General features: G+C 67.0%; 21 protein-coding genes and 1 pseudogene. 11 read left to right on the top strand and 11 right to left on the bottom strand.

Going from position 1 to position 19,448, the window contains the following annotated elements; all coding sequences use genetic code 11:
• Positions 1 to 90: 90 nt before the first annotated feature.
• Positions 91 to 465 (top strand): VOC family protein, encoded by a 375-nt coding sequence (locus A5756_RS20915; protein WP_066957013.1) that lies wholly within the window; start codon positions 91 to 93, stop codon positions 463 to 465.
• Here A5756_RS20915 and A5756_RS20910 read toward each other — a convergent pair.
• Positions 457 to 1,344 (bottom strand): DMT family transporter, encoded by an 888-nt coding sequence (locus A5756_RS20910; RefSeq protein ID WP_066956937.1) that lies wholly within the window; start codon positions 1,342 to 1,344, stop codon positions 457 to 459. The genes A5756_RS20915 and A5756_RS20910 overlap by 9 nt on opposite strands.
• Positions 1,345 to 1,436: 92 nt before the next feature.
• On the opposite strand from A5756_RS20910, the gene A5756_RS20905 reads away from it, so the two are divergent.
• Complete coding sequence (locus tag A5756_RS20905; protein WP_066956934.1) at positions 1,437 to 2,024, top strand: TIGR03086 family metal-binding protein; 588 nt, start codon at positions 1,437 to 1,439, stop codon at positions 2,022 to 2,024.
• 20 nt (positions 2,025 to 2,044) lie between these two features.
• Here A5756_RS20905 and A5756_RS20900 read toward each other — a convergent pair whose 3' ends face one another.
• Positions 2,045 to 2,515: a nuclear transport factor 2 family protein gene (locus tag A5756_RS20900; protein WP_156659731.1), complete on the bottom strand. Its 471-nt coding sequence runs from the start codon at positions 2,513 to 2,515 to the stop codon at positions 2,045 to 2,047.
• A gap of 368 nt (positions 2,516 to 2,883) precedes the next feature.
• Positions 2,884 to 3,276 (bottom strand): hypothetical protein, encoded by a 393-nt coding sequence (locus A5756_RS20895; RefSeq protein ID WP_066956929.1) that lies wholly within the window; start codon positions 3,274 to 3,276, stop codon positions 2,884 to 2,886.
• A gap of 168 nt (positions 3,277 to 3,444) precedes the next feature.
• On the opposite strand from A5756_RS20895, the gene A5756_RS20890 reads away from it, so the two are divergent.
• On the top strand, positions 3,445 to 4,620 hold the full coding sequence (locus A5756_RS20890; RefSeq protein WP_066957010.1) for a thiolase family protein: 1,176 nt from the start codon (positions 3,445 to 3,447) through the stop codon (positions 4,618 to 4,620).
• Positions 4,621 to 4,623: 3 nt separating this feature from the next.
• On the opposite strand, the gene A5756_RS20885 is transcribed toward A5756_RS20890, so the two are convergent.
• A complete protein-coding gene (locus A5756_RS20885) occupies positions 4,624 to 5,178 on the bottom strand; it encodes a hypothetical protein (RefSeq protein WP_197505809.1) in 555 nt (184 codons plus the stop codon).
• Positions 5,179 to 5,341: 163 nt separating this feature from the next.
• On the opposite strand from A5756_RS20885, the gene A5756_RS20880 reads away from it, so the two are divergent.
• On the top strand, positions 5,342 to 6,085 hold the full coding sequence (locus A5756_RS20880) for a 3'(2'),5'-bisphosphate nucleotidase CysQ (protein WP_066956926.1): 744 nt from the start codon (positions 5,342 to 5,344) through the stop codon (positions 6,083 to 6,085).
• Positions 6,086 to 6,119: 34 nt separating this feature from the next.
• Here A5756_RS20880 and dmpG read toward each other — a convergent pair whose 3' ends face one another.
• Genes dmpG through A5756_RS20865 form a run of 3 tightly spaced genes read right to left on the bottom strand, consistent with a single transcriptional unit; the run spans position 6,120 to position 8,727 of the window.
• Entirely contained in the window at positions 6,120 to 7,130 is a 1,011-nt protein-coding gene (gene dmpG, locus A5756_RS20875; protein WP_066956923.1) for a 4-hydroxy-2-oxovalerate aldolase, read from the bottom strand.
• A complete protein-coding gene (locus A5756_RS20870; RefSeq protein ID WP_197505433.1) occupies positions 7,127 to 8,092 on the bottom strand; it encodes an acetaldehyde dehydrogenase (acetylating) in 966 nt (321 codons plus the stop codon). Before A5756_RS20870 ends, dmpG begins: the two co-directional genes overlap by 4 nt.
• A complete protein-coding gene (locus A5756_RS20865; protein ID WP_066956920.1) occupies positions 8,089 to 8,727 on the bottom strand; it encodes a TetR/AcrR family transcriptional regulator in 639 nt (212 codons plus the stop codon). The genes A5756_RS20870 and A5756_RS20865 overlap by 4 nt, the downstream gene beginning before the upstream one ends.
• Before the next feature lie 95 nt (positions 8,728 to 8,822).
• Here A5756_RS20865 and A5756_RS20860 point away from each other — a divergent pair, with 95 nt between their 5' ends.
• The 3 genes from A5756_RS20860 to A5756_RS20850 are packed head-to-tail and all read left to right on the top strand — an operon-like array spanning position 8,823 to position 12,267.
• Positions 8,823 to 10,409 carry a bifunctional 3-(3-hydroxy-phenyl)propionate/3-hydroxycinnamic acid hydroxylase gene (locus A5756_RS20860; RefSeq protein WP_066956917.1) on the top strand — a complete coding sequence of 529 codons (1,587 nt, stop codon included), beginning with the start codon at positions 8,823 to 8,825 and terminating at the stop codon, positions 10,407 to 10,409.
• Positions 10,406 to 11,266, top strand: coding sequence for an alpha/beta fold hydrolase (locus A5756_RS20855; RefSeq protein ID WP_066956914.1), 861 nt, complete (start codon positions 10,406 to 10,408; stop codon positions 11,264 to 11,266). The genes A5756_RS20860 and A5756_RS20855 overlap by 4 nt, the downstream gene beginning before the upstream one ends.
• Positions 11,263 to 12,267: a VOC family protein gene (locus A5756_RS20850; RefSeq protein WP_066956911.1), complete on the top strand. Its 1,005-nt coding sequence runs from the start codon at positions 11,263 to 11,265 to the stop codon at positions 12,265 to 12,267. The genes A5756_RS20855 and A5756_RS20850 overlap by 4 nt, the downstream gene beginning before the upstream one ends.
• Before the next feature lie 38 nt (positions 12,268 to 12,305).
• Here A5756_RS20850 and A5756_RS20845 read toward each other — a convergent pair whose 3' ends face one another.
• A complete protein-coding gene (locus tag A5756_RS20845) occupies positions 12,306 to 13,211 on the bottom strand; it encodes a haloalkane dehalogenase (protein ID WP_066956908.1) in 906 nt (301 codons plus the stop codon).
• A gap of 114 nt (positions 13,212 to 13,325) precedes the next feature.
• Here A5756_RS20845 and A5756_RS20840 point away from each other — a divergent pair, with 114 nt between their 5' ends.
• Positions 13,326 to 14,054, top strand: a complete 729-nt coding sequence (locus A5756_RS20840) for a DUF2652 domain-containing protein (protein WP_066956905.1) — start codon at positions 13,326 to 13,328, stop codon at positions 14,052 to 14,054.
• Here the strand turns inward: A5756_RS20840 and A5756_RS20835 are convergent.
• Positions 14,051 to 15,193, bottom strand: coding sequence for a MalY/PatB family protein (locus A5756_RS20835; RefSeq protein WP_369828715.1), 1,143 nt, complete (start codon positions 15,191 to 15,193; stop codon positions 14,051 to 14,053). The two genes, A5756_RS20840 and A5756_RS20835, sit on opposite strands and share 4 nt — an antisense overlap.
• An 80-nt stretch (positions 15,194 to 15,273) precedes the next feature.
• Positions 15,274 to 15,501, bottom strand: a pseudogene (locus tag A5756_RS20830) (dihydrodipicolinate reductase); the annotation flags it as partial.
• 108 nt (positions 15,502 to 15,609) lie between these two features.
• Between A5756_RS20830 and A5756_RS20825 the strand changes: the two are divergent.
• Positions 15,610 to 16,584 carry an LLM class flavin-dependent oxidoreductase gene (locus A5756_RS20825; protein ID WP_066956896.1) on the top strand — a complete coding sequence of 325 codons (975 nt, stop codon included), beginning with the start codon at positions 15,610 to 15,612 and terminating at the stop codon, positions 16,582 to 16,584.
• On the opposite strand, the gene A5756_RS20820 is transcribed toward A5756_RS20825, so the two are convergent.
• A complete protein-coding gene (locus A5756_RS20820; RefSeq protein WP_066956893.1) occupies positions 16,585 to 17,370 on the bottom strand; it encodes a spirocyclase AveC family protein in 786 nt (261 codons plus the stop codon).
• A 186-nt stretch (positions 17,371 to 17,556) separates the two neighbouring features.
• Here A5756_RS20820 and A5756_RS20815 point away from each other — a divergent pair, with 186 nt between their 5' ends.
• The gene (locus A5756_RS20815) at positions 17,557 to 18,222 is read left to right on the top strand and encodes a TetR/AcrR family transcriptional regulator (protein WP_066956890.1); all 666 of its coding nucleotides are present in this window, start codon (positions 17,557 to 17,559) and stop codon (positions 18,220 to 18,222) included.
• 15 nt (positions 18,223 to 18,237) lie between these two features.
• Positions 18,238 to 19,440 (top strand): cytochrome P450, encoded by a 1,203-nt coding sequence (locus tag A5756_RS20810; RefSeq protein ID WP_066956887.1) that lies wholly within the window; start codon positions 18,238 to 18,240, stop codon positions 19,438 to 19,440.
• Positions 19,441 to 19,448 lie beyond the last annotated feature (8 nt).

Here is a 19,448-nt window from a genome sequence, read left to right as displayed (position 1 = left end):
TCGTCCTATTCAGCAGTTATTCGCGAATGAAGCGTACGACAGCTGCCGATTGTCTTGGGCAAGTTCAGTGCCGAACGCTATCTTCGCGGTATGACCGCAGTCGACTTCACATCGGTAGCGCCGATCGTCCCGGTCCTAAATTTGGACGCCGCCCTGGATCGCTATCGACGACTCGGCTTCGATGCGCGCCGATACGACGGACCGGATCGTTACGGCTTCGTCGAACGTGGATCAGTGTCGATCCACCTCACCGAATGGGATGAGCACGACCCGCTGCGCACCGCCGCCAGCGTGTACCTCTACGTCAGCGATGCCGATGCCATCTATGCGGAGTGGGCGGCACTGGAAGGCCTCGATGGCCGCCTGATCCCACCGCAGGACACGCCCTATGGCTTGCGCGAATTCGCCTATGTCGATCCGGACGGCACGGCGCACCGAGTCGGCTCGCGCGGCCGATCAGGCTGATACCGCAGGCTTTTCGTCGGCTGGCGGGGCGCCGGTGGCCTGGCTGTGCGCCAGCGCGATCACCGCCGCGGCCATGACGGTGACCGATACCCCGAGCGCGACTAGGCCGACGTCGTTGGTTCGCAGCGTCTCGCCCAGCACGGTGACACCGAGCACCGATCCGACGACCGGCTCGGCGACGGTGACCGCAGGAAGCGATGCGGTGAGCGGGCCGGCCCGAAACGCCGATTGTTCCCAGGCCGTGGCCGCGATCGCCACCACCACCCACACGTACAGCTCGGGTATGCGCAGCAACGCCGGGATGCCGTGGTCGAGTTGGTCGACCACGCCCTTGGTCAACACCGAAAACAATCCCCACAGCGAGCCGGACATCAGGCCCAGCAACAGCGCGCCGACCCCGCCCGGGAACATGCGCGCGCCCGCGACGCACAGGATCAGCGCGGGGCCCATGACCAACGCCACGATGGTCCACGTATGCACCGACCCTCGCGGCGTTCCCTCCTGCGGGTCGCCGACCGTCACCACCACCGCAACCGCGGCTGCCAGCAATACGGCCCAAATCCCTTGCCGCACAGTGATTCTCCGGTGGTTCGCTCGCGCGCTGATGAGCAGCGCGAACAGCAGCGACGTCACCAACAGGGCCTGTACGAGCACCACCGAACCCAGGCCCAGCGCGGCGGCCTGAAACCCGAATCCCGCGCCGGCCACCAGACTGCCCGTCCACCATTGGCGATCGCGAAGCAACCGGCGAAATAGCGCGAGGGTGCCAACCGGTTTGTCGGTGACCTGCTGGGCGGATCGCTGCTGGATGACGTCTCCGATGCCAACCATCAGGGCGGCGGCGACCGCGAGAACCGCTGCGATATCTGTCTTGCCCAAGCGGCCCTCCCGTGTGACTTGCGACCCTAGACTTCTGGACGGTACGCGGCCGACGGTAGCGGAAGTTTTCCCGTTGAACTTTAGGAGGCTGAATGGACAACACGACCTCCGGGCTCGGCGTGATGGCTACCGAGGCGCTCGACCTACTCATCGATGCCGTCGACCACATTTCACCGGACAGCTGGGACCAGCCATCCAATCTCGAGGGGTGGAGCCTGCGCGAGCTGGTAGGTCACGTCACCGGCAGCGCAGCGAAAGTCGTGACCCTCGTGGAGGACGGCGAGATCTGGGGAGGTCCCTCGCAGCCTTCCGACTGGATGTGCGACGACCCGGCGGCGCGCCTTCGTGAGCTGGCGACGCGGCTACGAGACGCCCTGCCGGAAGCCGACTTCGACGGGATGCGGACATCGCCGGAAGGTGAGGTTCCGTTGCATCGGGCGCTGACCTATCCCGTCTCGGACTTGGCCATGCACGCCTGGGACATCCATCGCTCACAAGGGCGGCTGATCGAGCTGCCCGAGGACCTGCTCGCGCTGGGCCGTGGGCTGGTGGAATCGGCCCCGGAACAGATGTTGCGGCGACCAGGTGGCTTCGGTCCGGCCCAAGCCGCGCCGGCGGATGCGACGCCGACGGCCCGGCTCATGGCGTTCCTCGGGCGTTCGGTCGACCTCAGCGGATGACGGGTGCGGCTACTGCTTCGTCAGTGGCCTGAATTGTCTTGCTGCTCATGCACACCCAGCTGACGCGACGCGCTGGCGGCGTCCCAGTATTCCCGTGCGCGGTGAATTCTGCCTTCCTTGATTTCGCATACGAAGCAAACCGGCAGTTCGAACACGTCGCTTGTCGGTTCAGCACGCGAAATATCGATTCCGTGCAGACCCCATTCCTTCTCGAACGGGCTCACCTCGCCCGCCATCGACACCACGGTGACGTATTCCATGCACGCAGCCGTCTCGGTGGCAAAGATGTGAGTCAGTCTCTTGTGACTCTTGCGGGAATAGGCCAATCGGGCGAGGTTCTCCATGTCCTGCCGGCCGCGCCAGACGACCCCGGTTGGCATTTCCACGATCTCGACATCGTTGGACATGTAGTCGAGTGCGGTGATGTCACCGCGGTTGTGGGCGTCCAACCAGGCTTTGAGAAGTTCGATATTTGCTCGGGCTGAATCCATGGTTGTCTTTCTGCGAGCGACTCATTGTTTCCGCTGCGCCAGTGGAACCGATGTGGATCTTCCGGCTCAGGCGCCGGTGCCAAGCTATCAGCGCGCATTGGAAGAACTGTATTCTTTTTGCCCCACAGTTGATTCGAGTGCGGCGACCGGCGAGTGCCGCGCCTAGGGATCGGGTGTGCCGACCTCTCACCGTTCACACCGGCCACACCAGCCCCCGCGCCGGGAGCCGCACAAATTGCCCGCCTCCGAGCGACAACACCGGGCGATGGAACGTGGAGCCGCCCCGCGCGCATAGTCGCTGAGAGGCGGGGCACTCCGAGCATCCCCTCCGGCAGGCACGGCTGCGGCAGATGTGCCCGCCGTGGGAGTCAGCTGTTGCGGCTGATCTTGAGCGCGGTGGTGATCATGGGGATCTGCAGGGGCAGCCGGGCCAGAGCGGCGATCCGCATCGGCCAGGGCTTGTTCCACCACAACCGGCACATGTTGACGTTTGCCGGGAACACCCCGATGAACAACACGGCCGCCGCTAGCGCGGCCAATCGCTGGGTGCGTCGCGGCAGTAACGCCGCCCCGACCCCCACCTCGGCCACACCCGACGCATAGGTGTAGAACCGTGCGCTTCCGGGCAGCTCGGCGGGAACGATGGTGTCGAACGGTTTGGGCGCCACGAAGTGAAGCGTCCCCACGCCGATGAGCATCGCCGCGACCCGGTACGCGGCCAGTTGGGTGGTGTCACGGCCGGCGGCTGATCTGGTTGTCATGGGCCCATTGTGTCCTGTTCGTGAAGATCGACCGGTCAGCTCTCTTCGTCCACCCGGTCCAGGTGAACTTAGGCCGTTTACTATTGGCCATACGGTATTTGTTACGATTTGCGTTATCTGCTGACATCCGCGCTGCCCATCGCAGCCAGACCCTTCGAGGTTGAGAACATGGCTACACCCGTCATTGTCGGAGCGGTTCGGACGGCGATCGGCCGCTCCTTCAAGGGCACGCTCGTCAACACCCCGCCCGAGACGCTGATCACCGCGGTGCTTCCCGAGGTGGTGCGCCGGTCCGGCGTCGACCCCTCCGCGATCGACGACATCATCTTCGCCGAATCGCACTATGGCGGTGGAGATCTGGCACGGTATGCGGCCACCGCGACCGGCATGGAGGACATTCCCGGCCAGTCGGTGAACCGGCACTGCGCGGGCAGCCTGACCGCCATCGGCAACGCCGCGGCCCAGATCGGCTCCGGGATGGAACGTGTGCTCATCGCCGGCGGGGTGCAGTCGTTGTCGATGACGCCGCTGACGAATTGGCGCATCCCCGGCCCCGAGCTGAAGTTCGAGGAGCGCTGGATGCCGCCGACCCACGTCGAGACCCCCGATGCGCCGGCCAAAGACATGTCGATCACGGTCGGCTGGAACACCGCACAGGCGGTAGGCATCACTCGCGAAGAGATGGACGCCTGGGCCGCGCGCTCCCATCAGCGCGCCATTGCCGCCATGGACGCCCGCAAGTTCCTCGACGAGATCCTCCCGCTGAAGATCACGCAGTTCGACGGTTCGGTCACGGAGTTCTCCGTCGACGAGCATCCCCGCCGGGACACCACCGTCGAAAAGCTCGCGACGCTCAAAGTGCTGCACCCCGAGATCGAGGGGTTCTCGATCACGGCGGGCAACAGCAGCGGCACCAACGACGCCGCCGCGGCGGTGGCGCTCGTCGACCGCGACTACGCCGCCGCCGAGAACCTGAACGTGATGGGCACGGTCCGGGCGTGGGCGGCCGCGGGTGTCGCCCCCAGGGACACCGGCCTGGGAGCGGTCAAGGTCATCGGCAAGGTGCTGCAGCGGGCCGGTCTGTCGGTCAACGACGTGGCGCTGTGGGAGATCAACGAGGCGTTCGCCTCGGTGCCGATCGCGGCGTGCCGGGAGTACGGCATCGACGAGGAGAAGGTCAACTTCTCCGGCAGCGGCTGCAGCCTGGGCCATCCCATCGCGGCCTCGGGTGCGCGCATGGTGACCACGCTGGCCTATGAGCTGGCCCGCCGGGGCGGCGGCATCGGCGTCGCGGCCATGTGCGCGGGCGGCGGCCAGGGCGGCGCCGTGGTGATCGAGGTCTAGCGGCTAGTTGCAGTACGTGTAGCCGATGAACTGGGTGCCGCGCGTGTCGCCGCTCGAGTAGTTGGCGAAGTGCACCGCCGGCTGCCCGTTGTACTGGGCGTTGATCTTCTGCACGTTCGGTGGCGGGACGCCTTTGGGGAAGGACAGGATCATGTCGGCGAAGATGTTCAAGCCGACCTGGCAGATGGCCTCGCGCCGCGGCGGTTGCGGATTCCACGCGTGCACGACGACCGGCTCGGTGAGCTGATACCCCGCTGCGCAATTCGGGTCGCAGACCTTGAAGACGGCCTTGCCTGTGCCGTCGGCGCCCTGCGGCCCCCACGAGCTCCACGACATGTCTTGCAGCGCAACGGCTACGCTGGCGCAGCCCAGCACGTTGAGCCGCTTGGGGCGCTCGAGCGGCGGGGCGGACAGGTTGTAGCAGCCCGGGATGGCGAAACTCTGCGGTGGCGGCGGCTGGGCCGTTGGTGGCCCGGCGTCGTGGTTGCCCTCGGCCAGCTTCGCCCCCACGAAGGCGAGGACGCCCCCCAGCGCAACCACCGAGACGATGCCGACCACGATCAGACGCCCCCGTGGAATGCGTCGCAACCTGCTCAATAAAGGAACGTTGCCCCCGCTCACATTCACCAGATTACGGCCGGAACTTCCCACCCGGGGTGGGGCCCGTCAGCGTCGTCCTCGCAGGGTAAAGTTGGTCAACGCTACCAAGTTAAGGATTGTGATGGCCCTGCAACTGACGGACGACCACGAACTGGCCGCACGGCTGGCCACCGAGGCCGGGCGGCTGTTGCTCACGGTCCGCGAAGAGTTCGCCGACGCCGAACCGAGCGAGCGGAAAGCCGCGGGAGACAAGCGATCCCACGACTTTCTGATGGCCGCCCTCGCCAACGAAAGGCCCGACGACGCGGTGCTGTCCGAGGAGGGCATCGACAATCCGGTCCGACTGCGCTCCCAGCGAGTGTGGATCGTGGATCCGCTGGACGGCACCCGGGAATTCTCCGAGCTCGGACGCGACGACTGGGCCGTGCACGTCGCGCTGTGGGAGGCCGGCGAGCTGGTTGCCGGTGCGGTGGCACTCCCGGCGCAGGGCATCACCCTGGCCACTCCCGAGGTCGATTCGCCTCCCGCGGCGCCGGGCAAGCCGCGCATCGTGGTGTCGCGCACCCGGCCGCCCGCGATCGCCCTCGCCGTGCGTGACGCACTGGACGGGGTGCTGGTGGAAATGGGTTCCGCCGGGGCCAAGGTGGCTTCACTCGTCCAGGGGCTGTCCGACGTGTACGTGCATGCCGGCGGTCAATTCGAATGGGACTCGGCCGCCCCGGTGGCGGTGGCCCGCGCCGCCGGTCTGCATACCTCGCGCATCGACGGGTCCGCCCTGGCCTACAACCGGTCAGACCCGAAGTTGCCGGATCTGGTGGTCTGCCGGCCCGAGCTGGCCGAAGCCGTGCTGGCCGTTACGCGCTGAGGCTCCTCACCGCGCGAAAGCAGGGATCTTGCGTTCAGTGAGCACCGGTGAGGTCGAGGGCGATGTCGACGAGCATGTCCTCCTGGCCGCCCACCATCCCGCGCCGGCCCGCCTCTTCGAGCAGGGTGCGGGCGTCGATGCTGAACCGGGCAGCGGCCGCCTCCGCGTGCCGTAGAAAGCTGGAATACACGCCCGCGTAGCCGAGAGTCAGGGTTTCGCGGTCGACCCGTACGGGCCGGTCTTGCAGGGGCCGGACGACGTCGTCGGCCGCGTCCTGCAACCGATGGAGATCGCAGCCATGGTGCCAGCCAAGGCGGGAGGCCGCGGCGATGAACACCTCGAGCGGCGCGTTTCCGGCACCCGCTCCCATGCCCGCCAGGGAGGCATCGACTCGGTAGGCGCCGTGCTCGACGGCGGTGATCGAGTTGGCGACGCCCAGCGACAGGTTGTGGTGGGCGTGGATGCCGATTTCCGTTGTGGTTAAAAGGGTTTGGCGCAGAGCGTGGACCCGGTCGCCGACATCGCGCATCGTCATCGCACCGCCCGAGTCGACGACGTAGACGCAGGTGGCTCCGTACCCCTCCATCAGCTTGGCTTGGGCGGCCAGACCGGCGGGACTGGTCATGTGGCTCATCATCAGGAAGCCGACGGCGTCCATGCCCAAGCCGCGGGCGGCGGACAGGTAAGGCGCGGCGATGTCGGCCTCGGTGCAGTGGGTGCCGACGCGCACGACCGTTGCGCCCGCGCGGTGCGCCTGCCTGAGGTCGCGCAGAGTTCCCACTCCCGGCAGAAGGAGCGTCGCGATCTTCGCGTGGTCGACGACGGCGGCGACGGCCTCGATCCATTCGGCGTCCGTGTGCGCCCCGAACCCGTACACGCAGCTCGAACCCGACAACCCGTCACCGTGAGCGACTTCTATCGAGTCGACCCCCGCTTCGTCGAGTGCCCGCGCGATGTTGGTGGCCTGTTCGACGCTGTACTGGTGGCGCACCGCGTGCATACCGTCGCGCAGGGTCACGTCGCTGACATAGATGTGTTGGGTCACGTTGTGGCCCTGACACTTTCGGCGCGGTGCATGGCATGCAGGGCCAAGCGCTCTGCGGTGGCCTTGGCGGCAGAGGTCATGATGTCGAGATTCCCGGCGTAGGCGGGCAGATAGTCGCCTGCGCCGGCCACCTCGAGCATCACCGTGACGCGGGTACCCGTGAACTTGCCGGTTTCAGGAATGTAGAGCGGATCGTCGTGGCCGAAGACCTCGAATTGCACGTCTTGCTTCAGCCGATAGCCGGGCACGTACGCGGCGACCTGGCCGACCACGTCGAGGATTTCGTTCTCGATCGAGCGGTGGTCGACATCCCCGTCGACGAGGCAATACACGGTGTTGCGCATAAGCACCGGGGGGTCGGCGGGGTTGACGATGATGACGGCCTTGCCGCGCTGCGCGCCGCCCACAACTTGCACTGCGGTTGAGGTGGTTTCGATGAATTCGTCAATGTTGGCCCGGGTGCCCGGGCCGGCGGACTTCGCCGAGATCGACGAGACGATCTCGGCGTAGGAGACGATTCCCGTCTTGGCGACGGCGGCAACGATCGGCACCGTTGCCTGCCCGCCGCAGGTCACCATGTTGAGGTTGGGTGCGTCGAGGTGGTCGTCGAGGTTGACCACGGGCACGCACATCGGGCCGACCGACGCGGGCGTGAGGTCGAGCATTCGTATCCCGCTGTCTCGCAAGGCCGCCCAGTTGGCGCGGTGCGCGTTGGCGGAAGTGGCGTCGAAGGCGAGCTTGATGCGGGCAAGGTCCGGCATGCTCAGCAACCCGTCGACCCCGTCGGCGGTGACGGGCACGTCCATACGCCGCGCCCGGGCCAGCCCGTCCGAGTCACGGTCGACGCCCACCATGGCGCCCACGGTGAGCGGACCGTCGCCGCCCACGATCTTGAGCATCAGGTCGGTGCCGATGTTGCCCGAACCGATGATGGCCACCGGCCACTGTTGTGCGGGGCTCATTTTGCGTTCTCGGCGCCCATGCGCAGCGCGGTGTCGTAGAGGGTGTTCGCGTGCAGCTCAAACAGCGTCAGCAGGTCGACCGAGTCACCGCCGAGCTCCTTGGCGACGAACAGGCCATCGCCACCGGCGAGGGCGTAGGTGGCCAACTGGTGGACCTGGGCGTCGGTCAGCCCCGGGACGACATCGCGGATGGCTAGCGTGAGCGTCTTGAACGCCTGGGCGCGCACGGCGAGGAACATGGCACGCGCCCGCGGCTCGACCGGCCGGCGCTCCAGCGCGAGCATCAGACCGAGGCGCAGGAAGTCGGGGGAGTCGAGCAGCGCCTTGGCGATCTGCATAACCATCGAGACGAGCCGCTCCCGCGCGGTCCCTTCGGCGGGCATCTGCCAGGCCGAAAGCCATTGCGCGAAGCTGTGTTCGATGACCGCCGCGATCAAATCATCTTTGTCTTTGAAGTGCCAGTAGATGGAACTGGCCGGCAGGCCGCACTTGGCGCTGACCAGGCCGATGCTGGTGCCCTCGTAGCCGCGCTCGCTGGCGATCTCGGTGGCCGCGTCCAGGATGCGGCTTCTGGACGCTTCGCCGTCGACGCGGCGGCGCCTGTTCGACTTTTGCGGCTTGTCGTTAGCGGCCACTGAATCTCCTCGCTGGAGGCCCTTGACTCTGTAGTGATCATTACATTAACGTAGCGATCACTACAGAACAAGCCCGACACGAAGGCGAGAGGGCAATGAACGAGCACCCGACCTATGACGTGGCGGTGATCGGCTATGGGCCCACGGGCGCCACCGCCGCGAATCTCCTTGGCCGCATGGGACTTAACGTCGTCGTCATCGAGCGCGATCCCGACGTGTACGGGCGCGCGCGGTCCATTTCGACCGATGAAGAGGTGATGCGGATCTGGCAGTCCCTCGGTTTGGCCGACCGGTTGCAGCGGGACATGCTGCCCGACCGGCCGTTGGCGTGGGTCGACGCCGACGGGGCGCCGTTCGTCGAAACCACCATGACGTCGCGGGGCTGCGGGCATCCACCGCAGCAGTTCCTGTACCAGCCCGCGGTCGACCACGTGCTCCGAGAGGGTGTGGCCAGGTACCCCAACGTCGAGGTGTTGCTCGAACACGAATGCCTGCGCTTGGTCAATGGCGACTCGGCGGTCGAACTGATGCTCGCCGACCTGCGCACCGACACCTTCAAACGCGTGAAAGCCTCCTACGTGATCGCCGCCGACGGCGGCGCGTCGCCGACCCGCGCTCAGCTCGGAGTCGGATACGAGGGACGCACGTACGCCGAACGCTGGGTTGTCATCGATACCAAGGTGATCCGCGAGTGGGAGGGTCACGACCGATTACGCTTTCACTGCAACCCCACCCGTCCGACGGTGGACTGCCCGACTCCGCTGGGGCATCACCGCTGGGAGTACCCGGCCCGGGCCGGAGAGGACGAGAAGCGACTCGTCACCCACGAGGCGGTGTGGGAGGTCCTGCGTGAGCAGGGCGTCACCGACGAGCAGGTGAAGATCCTGCGCGCCGTCATCTACAGCCACCACGTGCGCGTCGCGGATCGCTGGCGCGTCGGGCGGGTCTTCCTGGCCGGTGACGCGGCACACGCCATGCCGCCCTGGATCGGCCAGGGGATGTCGGCCGGGGTGCGCGACGTGGCCAACCTGTGCTGGAAGCTCGCGGCAGTGTCGCGCGGCCGGGCACCGGATGCACTGCTCGACAGCTACCAGGTCGAGCGCAAACCCCACGTCACCGAGGTCACCCGTCGCGCGGTGCGCAACGGACGCCTCATCACCGAGCGTCGAAAGTCGTTGGCATTCCTGAGAAATCACTTGCTACGCGCGCTGACGCGGCTGCCCGGCGTGCTCAAGGCGGGGCAGAGCCTGATTTGGATTCCGCCCGCGCACTACCCCGACGGATGTTTCACATCCGAGGCGCACGCAGCGGTCGGTTGGCAGCTGCCGCAACCCTGGGTAACCGACGCCACCGGTAAGAGGTTGCGGGCGGACGACGTCATCGGCGGGGGCTGGGCCGTCCTGCACCTCGGTGCGGCGCCACCGGGCACCGATCGGTGGGCGCGGCTGGGCGCTCGTGCCGTGGCCATCCAGGCCGGCGCGCCGCAGGCCGGTGCGATTCGCGACGACGACGGCACGCTGACCCGGTGGCTTCGGAGCAAGAAGGCGGCGGCGGTGGTGCTGCGCCCCGACGGATTCGTGTTCGCCGCCGTCGGCGAGGGCCGTTCGCTGCCGGCGCCGCCGAAGTACTTCATCGACCTGACGCCACCCCTGCCGGCCACCCCGATCGGAGTCACCGCATGATCACCACACAGTTGAACGAGCGGACCGTAAGCGTCGCCGGGAAACCGATCTTCGTCTCCGAGACGGGGAACGGACCGGCCGTTGTCCTGCTGCACGGTGGTGGCCCCGGTGCGTCGGGAGTGTCGAACTATTCGCGCAATATCGACGCTCTCGCAACGCATTTCCGGCTCATCGTTCCCGACATGCCCGGCTACGGCAGGTCGGTCAAGGGCGTCGACCAAGACGATCCGTTCGGTTACCTGGCCGACATGATGCGCGGCCTCCTCGACGAACTCGGCATCGATACCGCCCATCTCGTCGGCAACTCGTATGGCGGCGCGGCCGCCCTACGGCTGGCCCTGGACACCCCGCACCGCGTCGGCAAGCTGGTGCTGATGGGTCCGGGCGGGATTGGCACGACGAGGGGCCTGCCCACGCCCGGATTGCGGAGCCTGCTCTCCTACTACGGCGGCGACGGCCCGAGCCGCGACAAGCTTGCGCAGTTCATCCGAACCTATCTGGTCTACGACGGTGCCTCGGTGCCCGAGGACCTGATCGACCTGCGCTATCGCGCGTCGATCGACCCGGAGGTGGTCGCGGATCCGCCGCTGCGCCGCCCCTCCGGCCCCACGGCGCTGCGCACCCTGTGGCGGATGGACCTCACCCGAGACAGCCGGCTGCGGACCCTGATGGCACCGACGCTCGTCCTGTGGGGCCGCGACGACAAGGTGAACCGGCCATCGGGCGGCCCCCTGCTGCTCAACGCGCTGCCGGACGCGGATCTGGTGATGACCTCACACACCGGGCACTGGATGCAATGGGAACGCGCCGAACTGTTCAACCGTCTGGTCGTCGATTTCTTGGAGAACGAGCGATGAGCCCGTCGGTTTTCGGCCGGGTCCACCTCGGTTACGTGGTGATCGAGACGCAAAAGTTCGGCGACTGGCGGCGATTCGGCCGCGAGGCCATCGGCATGCACTGCGACGACGGGACAACCGACGCCATGCGGTTCCGCCTCGACGACAACGAGTGCCGGTTCTTGCTGCAACGCGGCCCCGCCGAAGACGTCGCCGCGGTCGGCTGGCAGCTCGACGACCACGACGCCTTCGACACCGTCCTCGCGCGCGTGACCCAGCATGGTGTGCCCGTGGCCGAGGGCACCGACGAGGAGGCGGCGCTGCGCGGCGTGGAGCGGCTCGTCCGGTTCCCCGGACCGAACGGCCTGACCCAGGAGGTCTTCACCCGCGCACGTCCCGGCATCGCGCCGTTGCGCATGGTGGCTTCGGGCGGGTTCGTCACGGGCGCAGCGGGTTTGGGGCACGTTGCCGTCGCCACCACAAAGCCTCATCAGCTGCGTGGCTACTACGACACGGTTTTGGACGCGCGGTTGTCCGACTACATCGACGAGACGATCAGCGGCCTCCGATTCAAGATCCGCTTCCTGCGGTTCAACGAGCGGCATCACACGGTGGCGATCGCTTCGGTCAACCGGCTGAGGCTGAACCCGATCCGCACCCGGGTCCAGCACGTCAATGTCCAGGTCGCAGAACTCGACGACATGGCCGCCGCCTACCAGCGCGTCAAGCAACTGGGTTTCCGGATGGCGCTCGGGGTGGGCCAGCACACCAACGACAAGGAGCTGTCCTTCTACGCCGTCACGCCGTCGGGGTTCGAATGGGAAGTCGGCTGGAATCCGATCGTCGTCGACGAGGCCACCTGGGAGCCCACCACCCACCAGGGCATCAGCATCTGGGGCCACACTCCAGAGGGGCAGACGATCATCGACAAACTCACCCAGTTCAAGACCGGTGCCGCGTCGCTGCTACGCGATGAGGACGCAGTTCCGGCTCTGGCCGGGGCGGGCATCCCAGACCACTGATCGACAGGGGAGCGTTGACGTCCGGCGCCCAGGCGCGGTCAGCGCAGCGCTTGCTGCCAGGACAGAATGCGTTCGGCCAGTTCAGGTCCGGAGTCTTCTTGGATGAAGTGACTGGCGCGGATGCGGGCGTGCGGCTGGCCCGCGGCCCCGGGGATGTGATTGATCAAGGGACGGTCCGCCTTGCCGAGGATGGGGTCGCGGGCGCCGAAGATGGCGAGGAAGGGCTTGTCCCATTGGCCCAGCGCTTTCCAGGCGGCCCTATTGGCGGGGATCGCCGGATCGTCCGGGGAGGTGGGCACCAGTTGCGGGAAGGCGCGGGCCCCGGCCTGATACGTCTTGTCGGGAAACGGCGCGTCGTACCCGGCCCGCACCCTGGCAGGAACGCGGCGGACGGTCCCCACGGAGACGATGCGGCCGGCGGGCAGCACGGGGGAGTAGCGCGCGAACGCCCGCCAGACGTGGAAGGCGGGTGGCGTCGGGCGGTCCGCGGTGGGCAGGAAACCGTTCGCCACCACGAGTCGAGCGATGCGGTCGCCCTGCTCGGCGGCGATGCGCAGCCCGATCAGCGATCCCCAATCCTGCACGAACAGCGTCACGTCCTTGAGATTCAGGCGCTCGAACCAGGCGGTCACCCATTCGACGTGCCGCTGATAGGTGTAATCCTCCATCCGGCTGGGCTTGTCCGACCGGCCAAAACCGATCAGGTCGGGCGCGAGTACCCGGTTTCCGGCGTCGGCCAGCGGCTGGATCATCGTCCGGTAGAGGTAGCTCCAGGTGGGTTCCCCATGCAGCAGCACGATCGGCGGCCCATCGGCCGGACCCTCGTCGAGGAAGTGCATGCTTAGCGGTTGGGTGTCGGTCGCTGCCACGTCGATGTAGTTCGCTACGAACGGATAGCCCTCCAGGTTTTCGAATCGGGAGTCCGGGGTTCGTAGCACATGCATATTCAGCTCCTCCGGTGGCGGGCGCCTTGAGTTAGCCTCTCGCGACAACGCGAGTTCGTCTAGTGGGAGATTTCATTGGGCTAGTCGTCGCGCGGACATTAAACTGGTTCGTTCATGGCGATTCGGCGCGCGGTCCTGATCATTGCCGACATCAGCGGCTACACCCACTACATGCAGTGGAACCGCACCCACCTGGCCCATGCGCAATTGACGGTGGCGGGTCTGCTGGAGTCGGTGATCGACGCCGGCAGAGGCCTGAAGCTGGCGAAGCTGGAGGGTGACGCCGCCTTCTTCTGGGCGCCCGACGGCGACGCCAAAGTGCTGGTGTGCGACCGGCTGTCCCGGATGCGGGAGGCGTTCATCGCCCGGCGTGAGCGCTTCCAAAAGGATCTCGCCTGCGAGTGTGCGAGTTGCGCGCAATTGGACAAACTCTCATTGAAGTTCGTCGTCCACCAGGGCGAGGTGGCCGAGCAACGGGTGAAGCGTTACACGGAGCTCGCGGGCTTCGACGTCATCCTCGTGCATCGCATGCTGAAAAATATGGTGCCCGTGATCGAATACGTGCTGATGACCGATCCCGTCGCGGCCTGTCTCGACGAACCGGTGCGCTCGCAGTGCAAACCGCTGATCCATATATTCGACGACATCGGGGAAACGTCGACGCACTACCTCGACCTCGCGACGTCGCAGGTCTCCCTTCCCGCACCCGACTCCAGCTTCCTGCGCCGGCTTGGGGCCACGGCCAAGCTGGAGTTGAATTCGCTGCCGTTCGTGCTCGGCTTCAAGCGGCCCGCCGAGGGCTTTCGCAACCTGGGCCGCGGCGCCGAAGAGATTCCGGCCTAGCCCGCATCGGCGAGGGCGCGGCCCATCCGCGACACGGCCTCGGAGAGGATGGCCCCCGAGGTCGCGAAGTTCAGCCGGACGTGCCCCGCGCCGCCGGTGCCGAAGACGTGGCCGGAGCTGAGCGCCACCCGCGCATGGTCGAGGAACCACTGGGCGGGCCCGGACATGTCGGCCACTACCGCAAGCCCATCGGCGGCGTCTTCGGTGAAGCCCAGCTCCCGGCAATCCAGCCACCCGAGGTAAGTCCCTTGCGGCCATTGGTATTTCACCTTCGGCAGGTGCTCGGCGACCAGGTCGCCGAGCAGCGACCGGTTTCGATCCAGGCCGCGCAGCAGGTCGTCGAGCCAGTCGCCACCGGTTCGGAAGGCCTCGGCGTGGGCGATGACGCCGAGGTGGCTCGGCCCGTGGCTGACCTCTTCCGGCATCCGGTGCAGGTCCGCGACCGCCTCCGGTCCGGCGATGGCCAGCGCCGCCTTGAGTCCGGACAGGCTCCAGGCCTTGGATGCGGACGTCAGAGCGAAGGCGTTCTCCGCGCCGGGCACCGTCAGGTACGGGGTGAACCGCAAGCCCGACAAGACGACGGGCGCGTGAATCTCGTCCGACACCACCCGGACGCCGAACCGGCGGGCGAGTTCGGCGATGGCCCCGAGTTCGTCGGCCGTATGCACCGTTCCGGTGGGATTGTGCGGGTTGCACAACAGGTACGCGGCGTTTCCACCGCGCCCTTGGGCGCGTGCGAAGGCGTCCGCCAACGCGTCCAGATCGACTCGGCCTTCGGCGTTGAGCGGCGCTTCCACGACGTGGCGGCCGTCGTGCGTGACGAAGGCATAGAACGGGGCGTACACCGGCGGGTTGACGATGACGGCGTCGCCGCGGTCGGTGACCAGACGTAACAGCTCGACGGCGCCGAGCATGACGTCCGGGACGATCGCGGTGCGACTGACCTCCAGGTCGTGCCACTGCCAACGCTCCGACGCGAATTGACCGACCGCTTCGGCCAGTGCGGTGCCGCACGGATATCCGGTGTCACCGTTGTCGATGGCCGCCCGCAGGGCGTCGGCCACGGTGGGTGCCAGCATGACGTCCATCTCGGCGACCCACAGCGGCAGGACATCGGCCGGATGCGCGCGCCATTTCATGCTCGTGCGGAGCTGCAGTTGCTGCAGCGTGAGCTCCTCGAGCGGGTTAAACGTCACGCCCGCAGAGTAACCGGCGAGCCCTACCCGCCGACAAACGCGTGTTGCGGGATCGTCAACGGCAGGTCCACCGAACTGAGCAATCCCGGTTCTGCCGCAACGACATACGGCACGGCGTTGACGACGCGCATCGCGGTGGCGACCATCGCGCCGGCCCCGGAAGTCATTCCGCCGACTCCGGCCTTGCGCAGGTCCTTGAGCGTCGCGGCCAGCGTGCAATCGATGTCGGGGTCGCCGCTGATCATCACGCGCCCCCGGGCCTGCTGAGCTCGCTGGACATTCCCACGACGCTGCCGCTTTACGCCTTCGACTGAGCGTGTAACGTGCATCACCAAGATTAGGCCACCTAGGAGTTTGCCGTGTACACACTGCGCTTCGACATGCGCGATCCCGAATGGGCCGCGCCCCCAACCGATCTGTACGCCGCGGCACCCGAAATGTGCGCCTGGGCGGAGGAACACGGCGGTCTGGCCGCCGTGCTGTGCGAGCATCACGGGTCGGAGGACGGCTATCTGCCGTCACCGCTTCTGCTGGCCGCGGCAGTGGCCGGGCGGACGCAGCGTCTGGCGTTGAGCCTGATCCTGATTCTCCCGTTCTACGAAACCGTGCGTCTCGCCGAGGACATGGCGGTCCTCGACATCATCAGCAACGGGCGGGCGTCCTACATCCTTGCGCTGGGCTATCGGCCCGAGGAGTTCGATCACTTCGGCGTGCCGATCAAGACGCGTGGCCGCCTCTGCGACGAGAAACTCGCGCTGTTACGGCGACTGCTTGCCGGTGAAACCGTCATCGAGGACGGACGGCGGATCACCGTGACGCCGCGCCCGCTGACTCCCGGCGGGCCGGGACTGATGTGGGGCGGCGGAACGCTGGCGGCGGCCCGCCGGGCCGGCAGGTATGGCCTGGGCATGCTGGGCAACGCCAACGCACCGGGCATGCAGGAGGCCTACGAAACGGCCTGCCGCGAGCACGGCCATCAGCCTGGGCCCACCTTCTTTCCCGACCGCGACACGCCCTCGGTCGTCTTCGTCGCCGACGACGTGGATCGAGCGTGGAAAGAGATCGGCGAGCATTTGCTGCACGATGTGCGCACCTACGCCGCGTGGAACCCCGGGGACGAGACGACGGCGGGATTCAGCCACGTCAACACCGTGGACGAGCTGCGTGCGACGGGGACATCGCACGTGATTATTTCTGTCCCCGAGGCGATCTCGCGGGTCCGCGCCGGAGAGGTGCTAAACCTGTCACCGCTGTGCGGCGGGCTGCCGCCGGATGTCGCGTGGTCGTATCTCAAGCGAGTAGGCGAGGTTGTGCTACCCGAGGCTCTGGGGTGACTACTCGGGTTGGTTCGGCACTCCCGGGAACAACTGCTCCGTCGGCCCCGCGGTCACCCAGCCGCCCAGCTTCGTGACGAGGTGCGGCACGAAAACCGCACCATAGAGGACGTTTCCGACGACGATCACGGCGACGACGGACAGCAGCGACGAACCCATGCGGCTCTTCGCTCTGTTCTCGGCCCACATCTCGATGACGTTTCGTCCCTGCGGGTCGGTGCGGCCGAGCAGGTAGGTGAAGACCATCATCTGGATCGCCATCGCGAGGGAGTCGTACAGCGGGTACTGATGCACGGTGCCCTCGCGGATCGCCAGCCCGGGAATCACCCGGCCGTAGTAGAACACGCCGAGCTTCGCGCCCAGGAATCCGTTGAAGAACAGCGCCCAGCAGAAGCCGACGATAAGGCCTACCACCAACAACGTTGGGGGCCTGCGCCATCCGAACCGTCCGCTCAACCATCGCCCGAGCGCGGTGCCGGTCACGGCCGGCAGCACGAAGTAGGAGATGTAGCCGACGGGAACGAACAACGGCAGTCCACCCCAGGTCACATTCAGCGGCCACCACGACGGCATGCGCGGGATGGCCGGCGGGAACTGTGCATACATCGCCCAGTCGTAGGGGGCCTCGATCCACGAAAACGACATCGCCGATATGCACAGCAGCAGGAGGGGGTGGAGACGGCGCCGCCGAACGCTGAGGTACACGCCGAGGGCGGTGAACCCGATGCCCCCGACGAGCGCGAAGTCACTCGCCGCCTGCATCACGGGCGTCATCTGGGAGCTCACTGGTCGTTCCCCGGGGTCCGGCGCGCCTGCGGGTCAAAGCGCAGCACCAGCCCGAAGATCACGACGATCAGCCCGAACAGCGTGCCCAGCATGATGACGGCGCCCACGGTCGCACCCCTTCGCTCGACTCATTAGATAGTGCACACTATCCTAAAGTCAGTCAACAATCGGGCGAGGAGCGAAACTGTGCCCCAGCGGCCACCCAGCACGAAGCCCGGCGCGGCGGAAGCGCCGGCCCCGGCGAACCGCCGACCGCGTGGCGCCCCGCGCAAGCTGCTGCTCGATAGCGCCCGGGCCCGCTTCGCCCGCCAGGACTACCGCAGCACGACCACGCGTGAAATCGCCCACGCCGCAGGCGTTACCGAGCATCTGTTGTTCCGGCACTTCGGTTCGAAGGCGGCGCTGTTCCGCGAGGCGCTCGTCCAGCCGTTTACCGACTTCGTCGCCGAGTTTGGCCAGACCTGGCAATCGGTGGTTCCCGAGGAGACCGACGAGCAGGAGCTGGCCCGGCACTTCGTCGGACAGCTCTACGACGTCTTCGTCGAACACCAGGGTCTGCTGCTGACGCTGATGGCGTCGGAGGCACTCAGCGACGAGGAGAAGGCCGACGCCGGCATCGCCGATGTCAGGCGGGCGATCACGGCGCTCGGGGAGATCAGCGCGGAGGGCATGCATCTGCGAGGGCTGCGGTCGGACCACCCCGACCTGCCCGCTCACTCGACGGTGGCAATGATCGCCGGGATGGCCGCGTTGCGCTCCACCTACTTCGGCGCCAAGCCGCCGTCTCGAGAGGTCATCGTCGAAGAACTCACCCAGGCGATCCTGCATGGCTTCCTACACCGAAACGACTGAGCGAAGGGACTGAAAATGGCGGGCACCAGCACGATCGACTTGTACTACGACCCGTTCGACTCCGACATCGACGACAACCCGTACCCGGTGTGGAAGCGCATGCGCGACGAGGCGCCGCTGTACTACAACGAGAAATACAATTTCTTCGCGCTGAGCCGCTACGACGACGTGGCGCGTGAACTGCCGAACTGGCAGACCTACCGATCCGGGCGCGGGACCACGGCCGACATCTTGTTCGCCAATATCGAAGTGCCACCGGGCATTCTGCTGTTCGAAGACCCGCCGTTGCACGACCTGCACCGCCGCTTGCTGTCCCGTGTCTTCACGCCGCGGCGCATGCTGGCCGTGGAGAGCCTGGTGCGCGGCTTCTGTGTCCGGGAGCTGGATCCGCTGGTCGGTGCCGGCGGCTTCGACTTCATCGCCGATCTCGGGGCGATGATGCCGATGCGGACCATCGGTTACCTGTTGGGCATTCCGGAGCAGGATCAGGCGAAGATCCGCGATCGAGGCGGGGCTTACATCGAGTTGTCCGAGGAGCGCGACCCGGCCGCGGTGAACGCGAAGCTGTTCGAGGAAAGCATCGTGGTGTTCGCCGAGTACATCGAATGGCGGGCCGATCACCCGTCCGACGACCTGATGACCGACCTGTTGCGGGCCGAGATCGAGGAAGCCGACGGCACCCGGCGGCCCTTGTCGCGGACCGAGGTGCTGGCCTACACCGCCATGATCGCCGGCGCCGGGAACGAGACCACGGCCCGGCTGATCGGCTTCATGGGACAGCTGCTGTCCGATCACCCGGATCAGCGCCGCGAACTGGTCGCCGACCCGTCCCTGATCCCCGGCGCGGTCGAGGAGACGTTGCGCTACGAGCCACCCTCGCCGGTGCAGGCCCGCTACGTGGCCCAGGACGCCGAGCTCTACGGTCGCGTCGTGCCCGAGGGCTCATACATGTTGCTGCTCAACGGTTCTGCCAACCGCGATGATCGGCACTTCACGGATCCGGACCGCTACGACATCCACCGCGGGGGCGGCCACCTGAGCTTCGGGCAGGGCCTGCACTTTTGCCTGGGCTCCGCGCTGGCGCGGATGGAAGGCCGCGTGGCCCTCGAAGAGGTCCTCAAGCGCTGGCCCGACTGGGAAGTCGACTACGCCAACGCCCAGCGCGCGCACACCGCGAGCGTACGGGGCTGGGCGCGCCTGCCCGTCGTCACCGGCTGACGCTTCCG

This window comes from Mycobacterium sp. 852002-53434_SCH5985345, assembly GCF_001667155.1.
GTDB lineage: Bacteria > Actinomycetota > Actinomycetes > Mycobacteriales > Mycobacteriaceae > Mycobacterium.
This window is presented reverse-complemented; position numbering and strand designations above follow the sequence as displayed.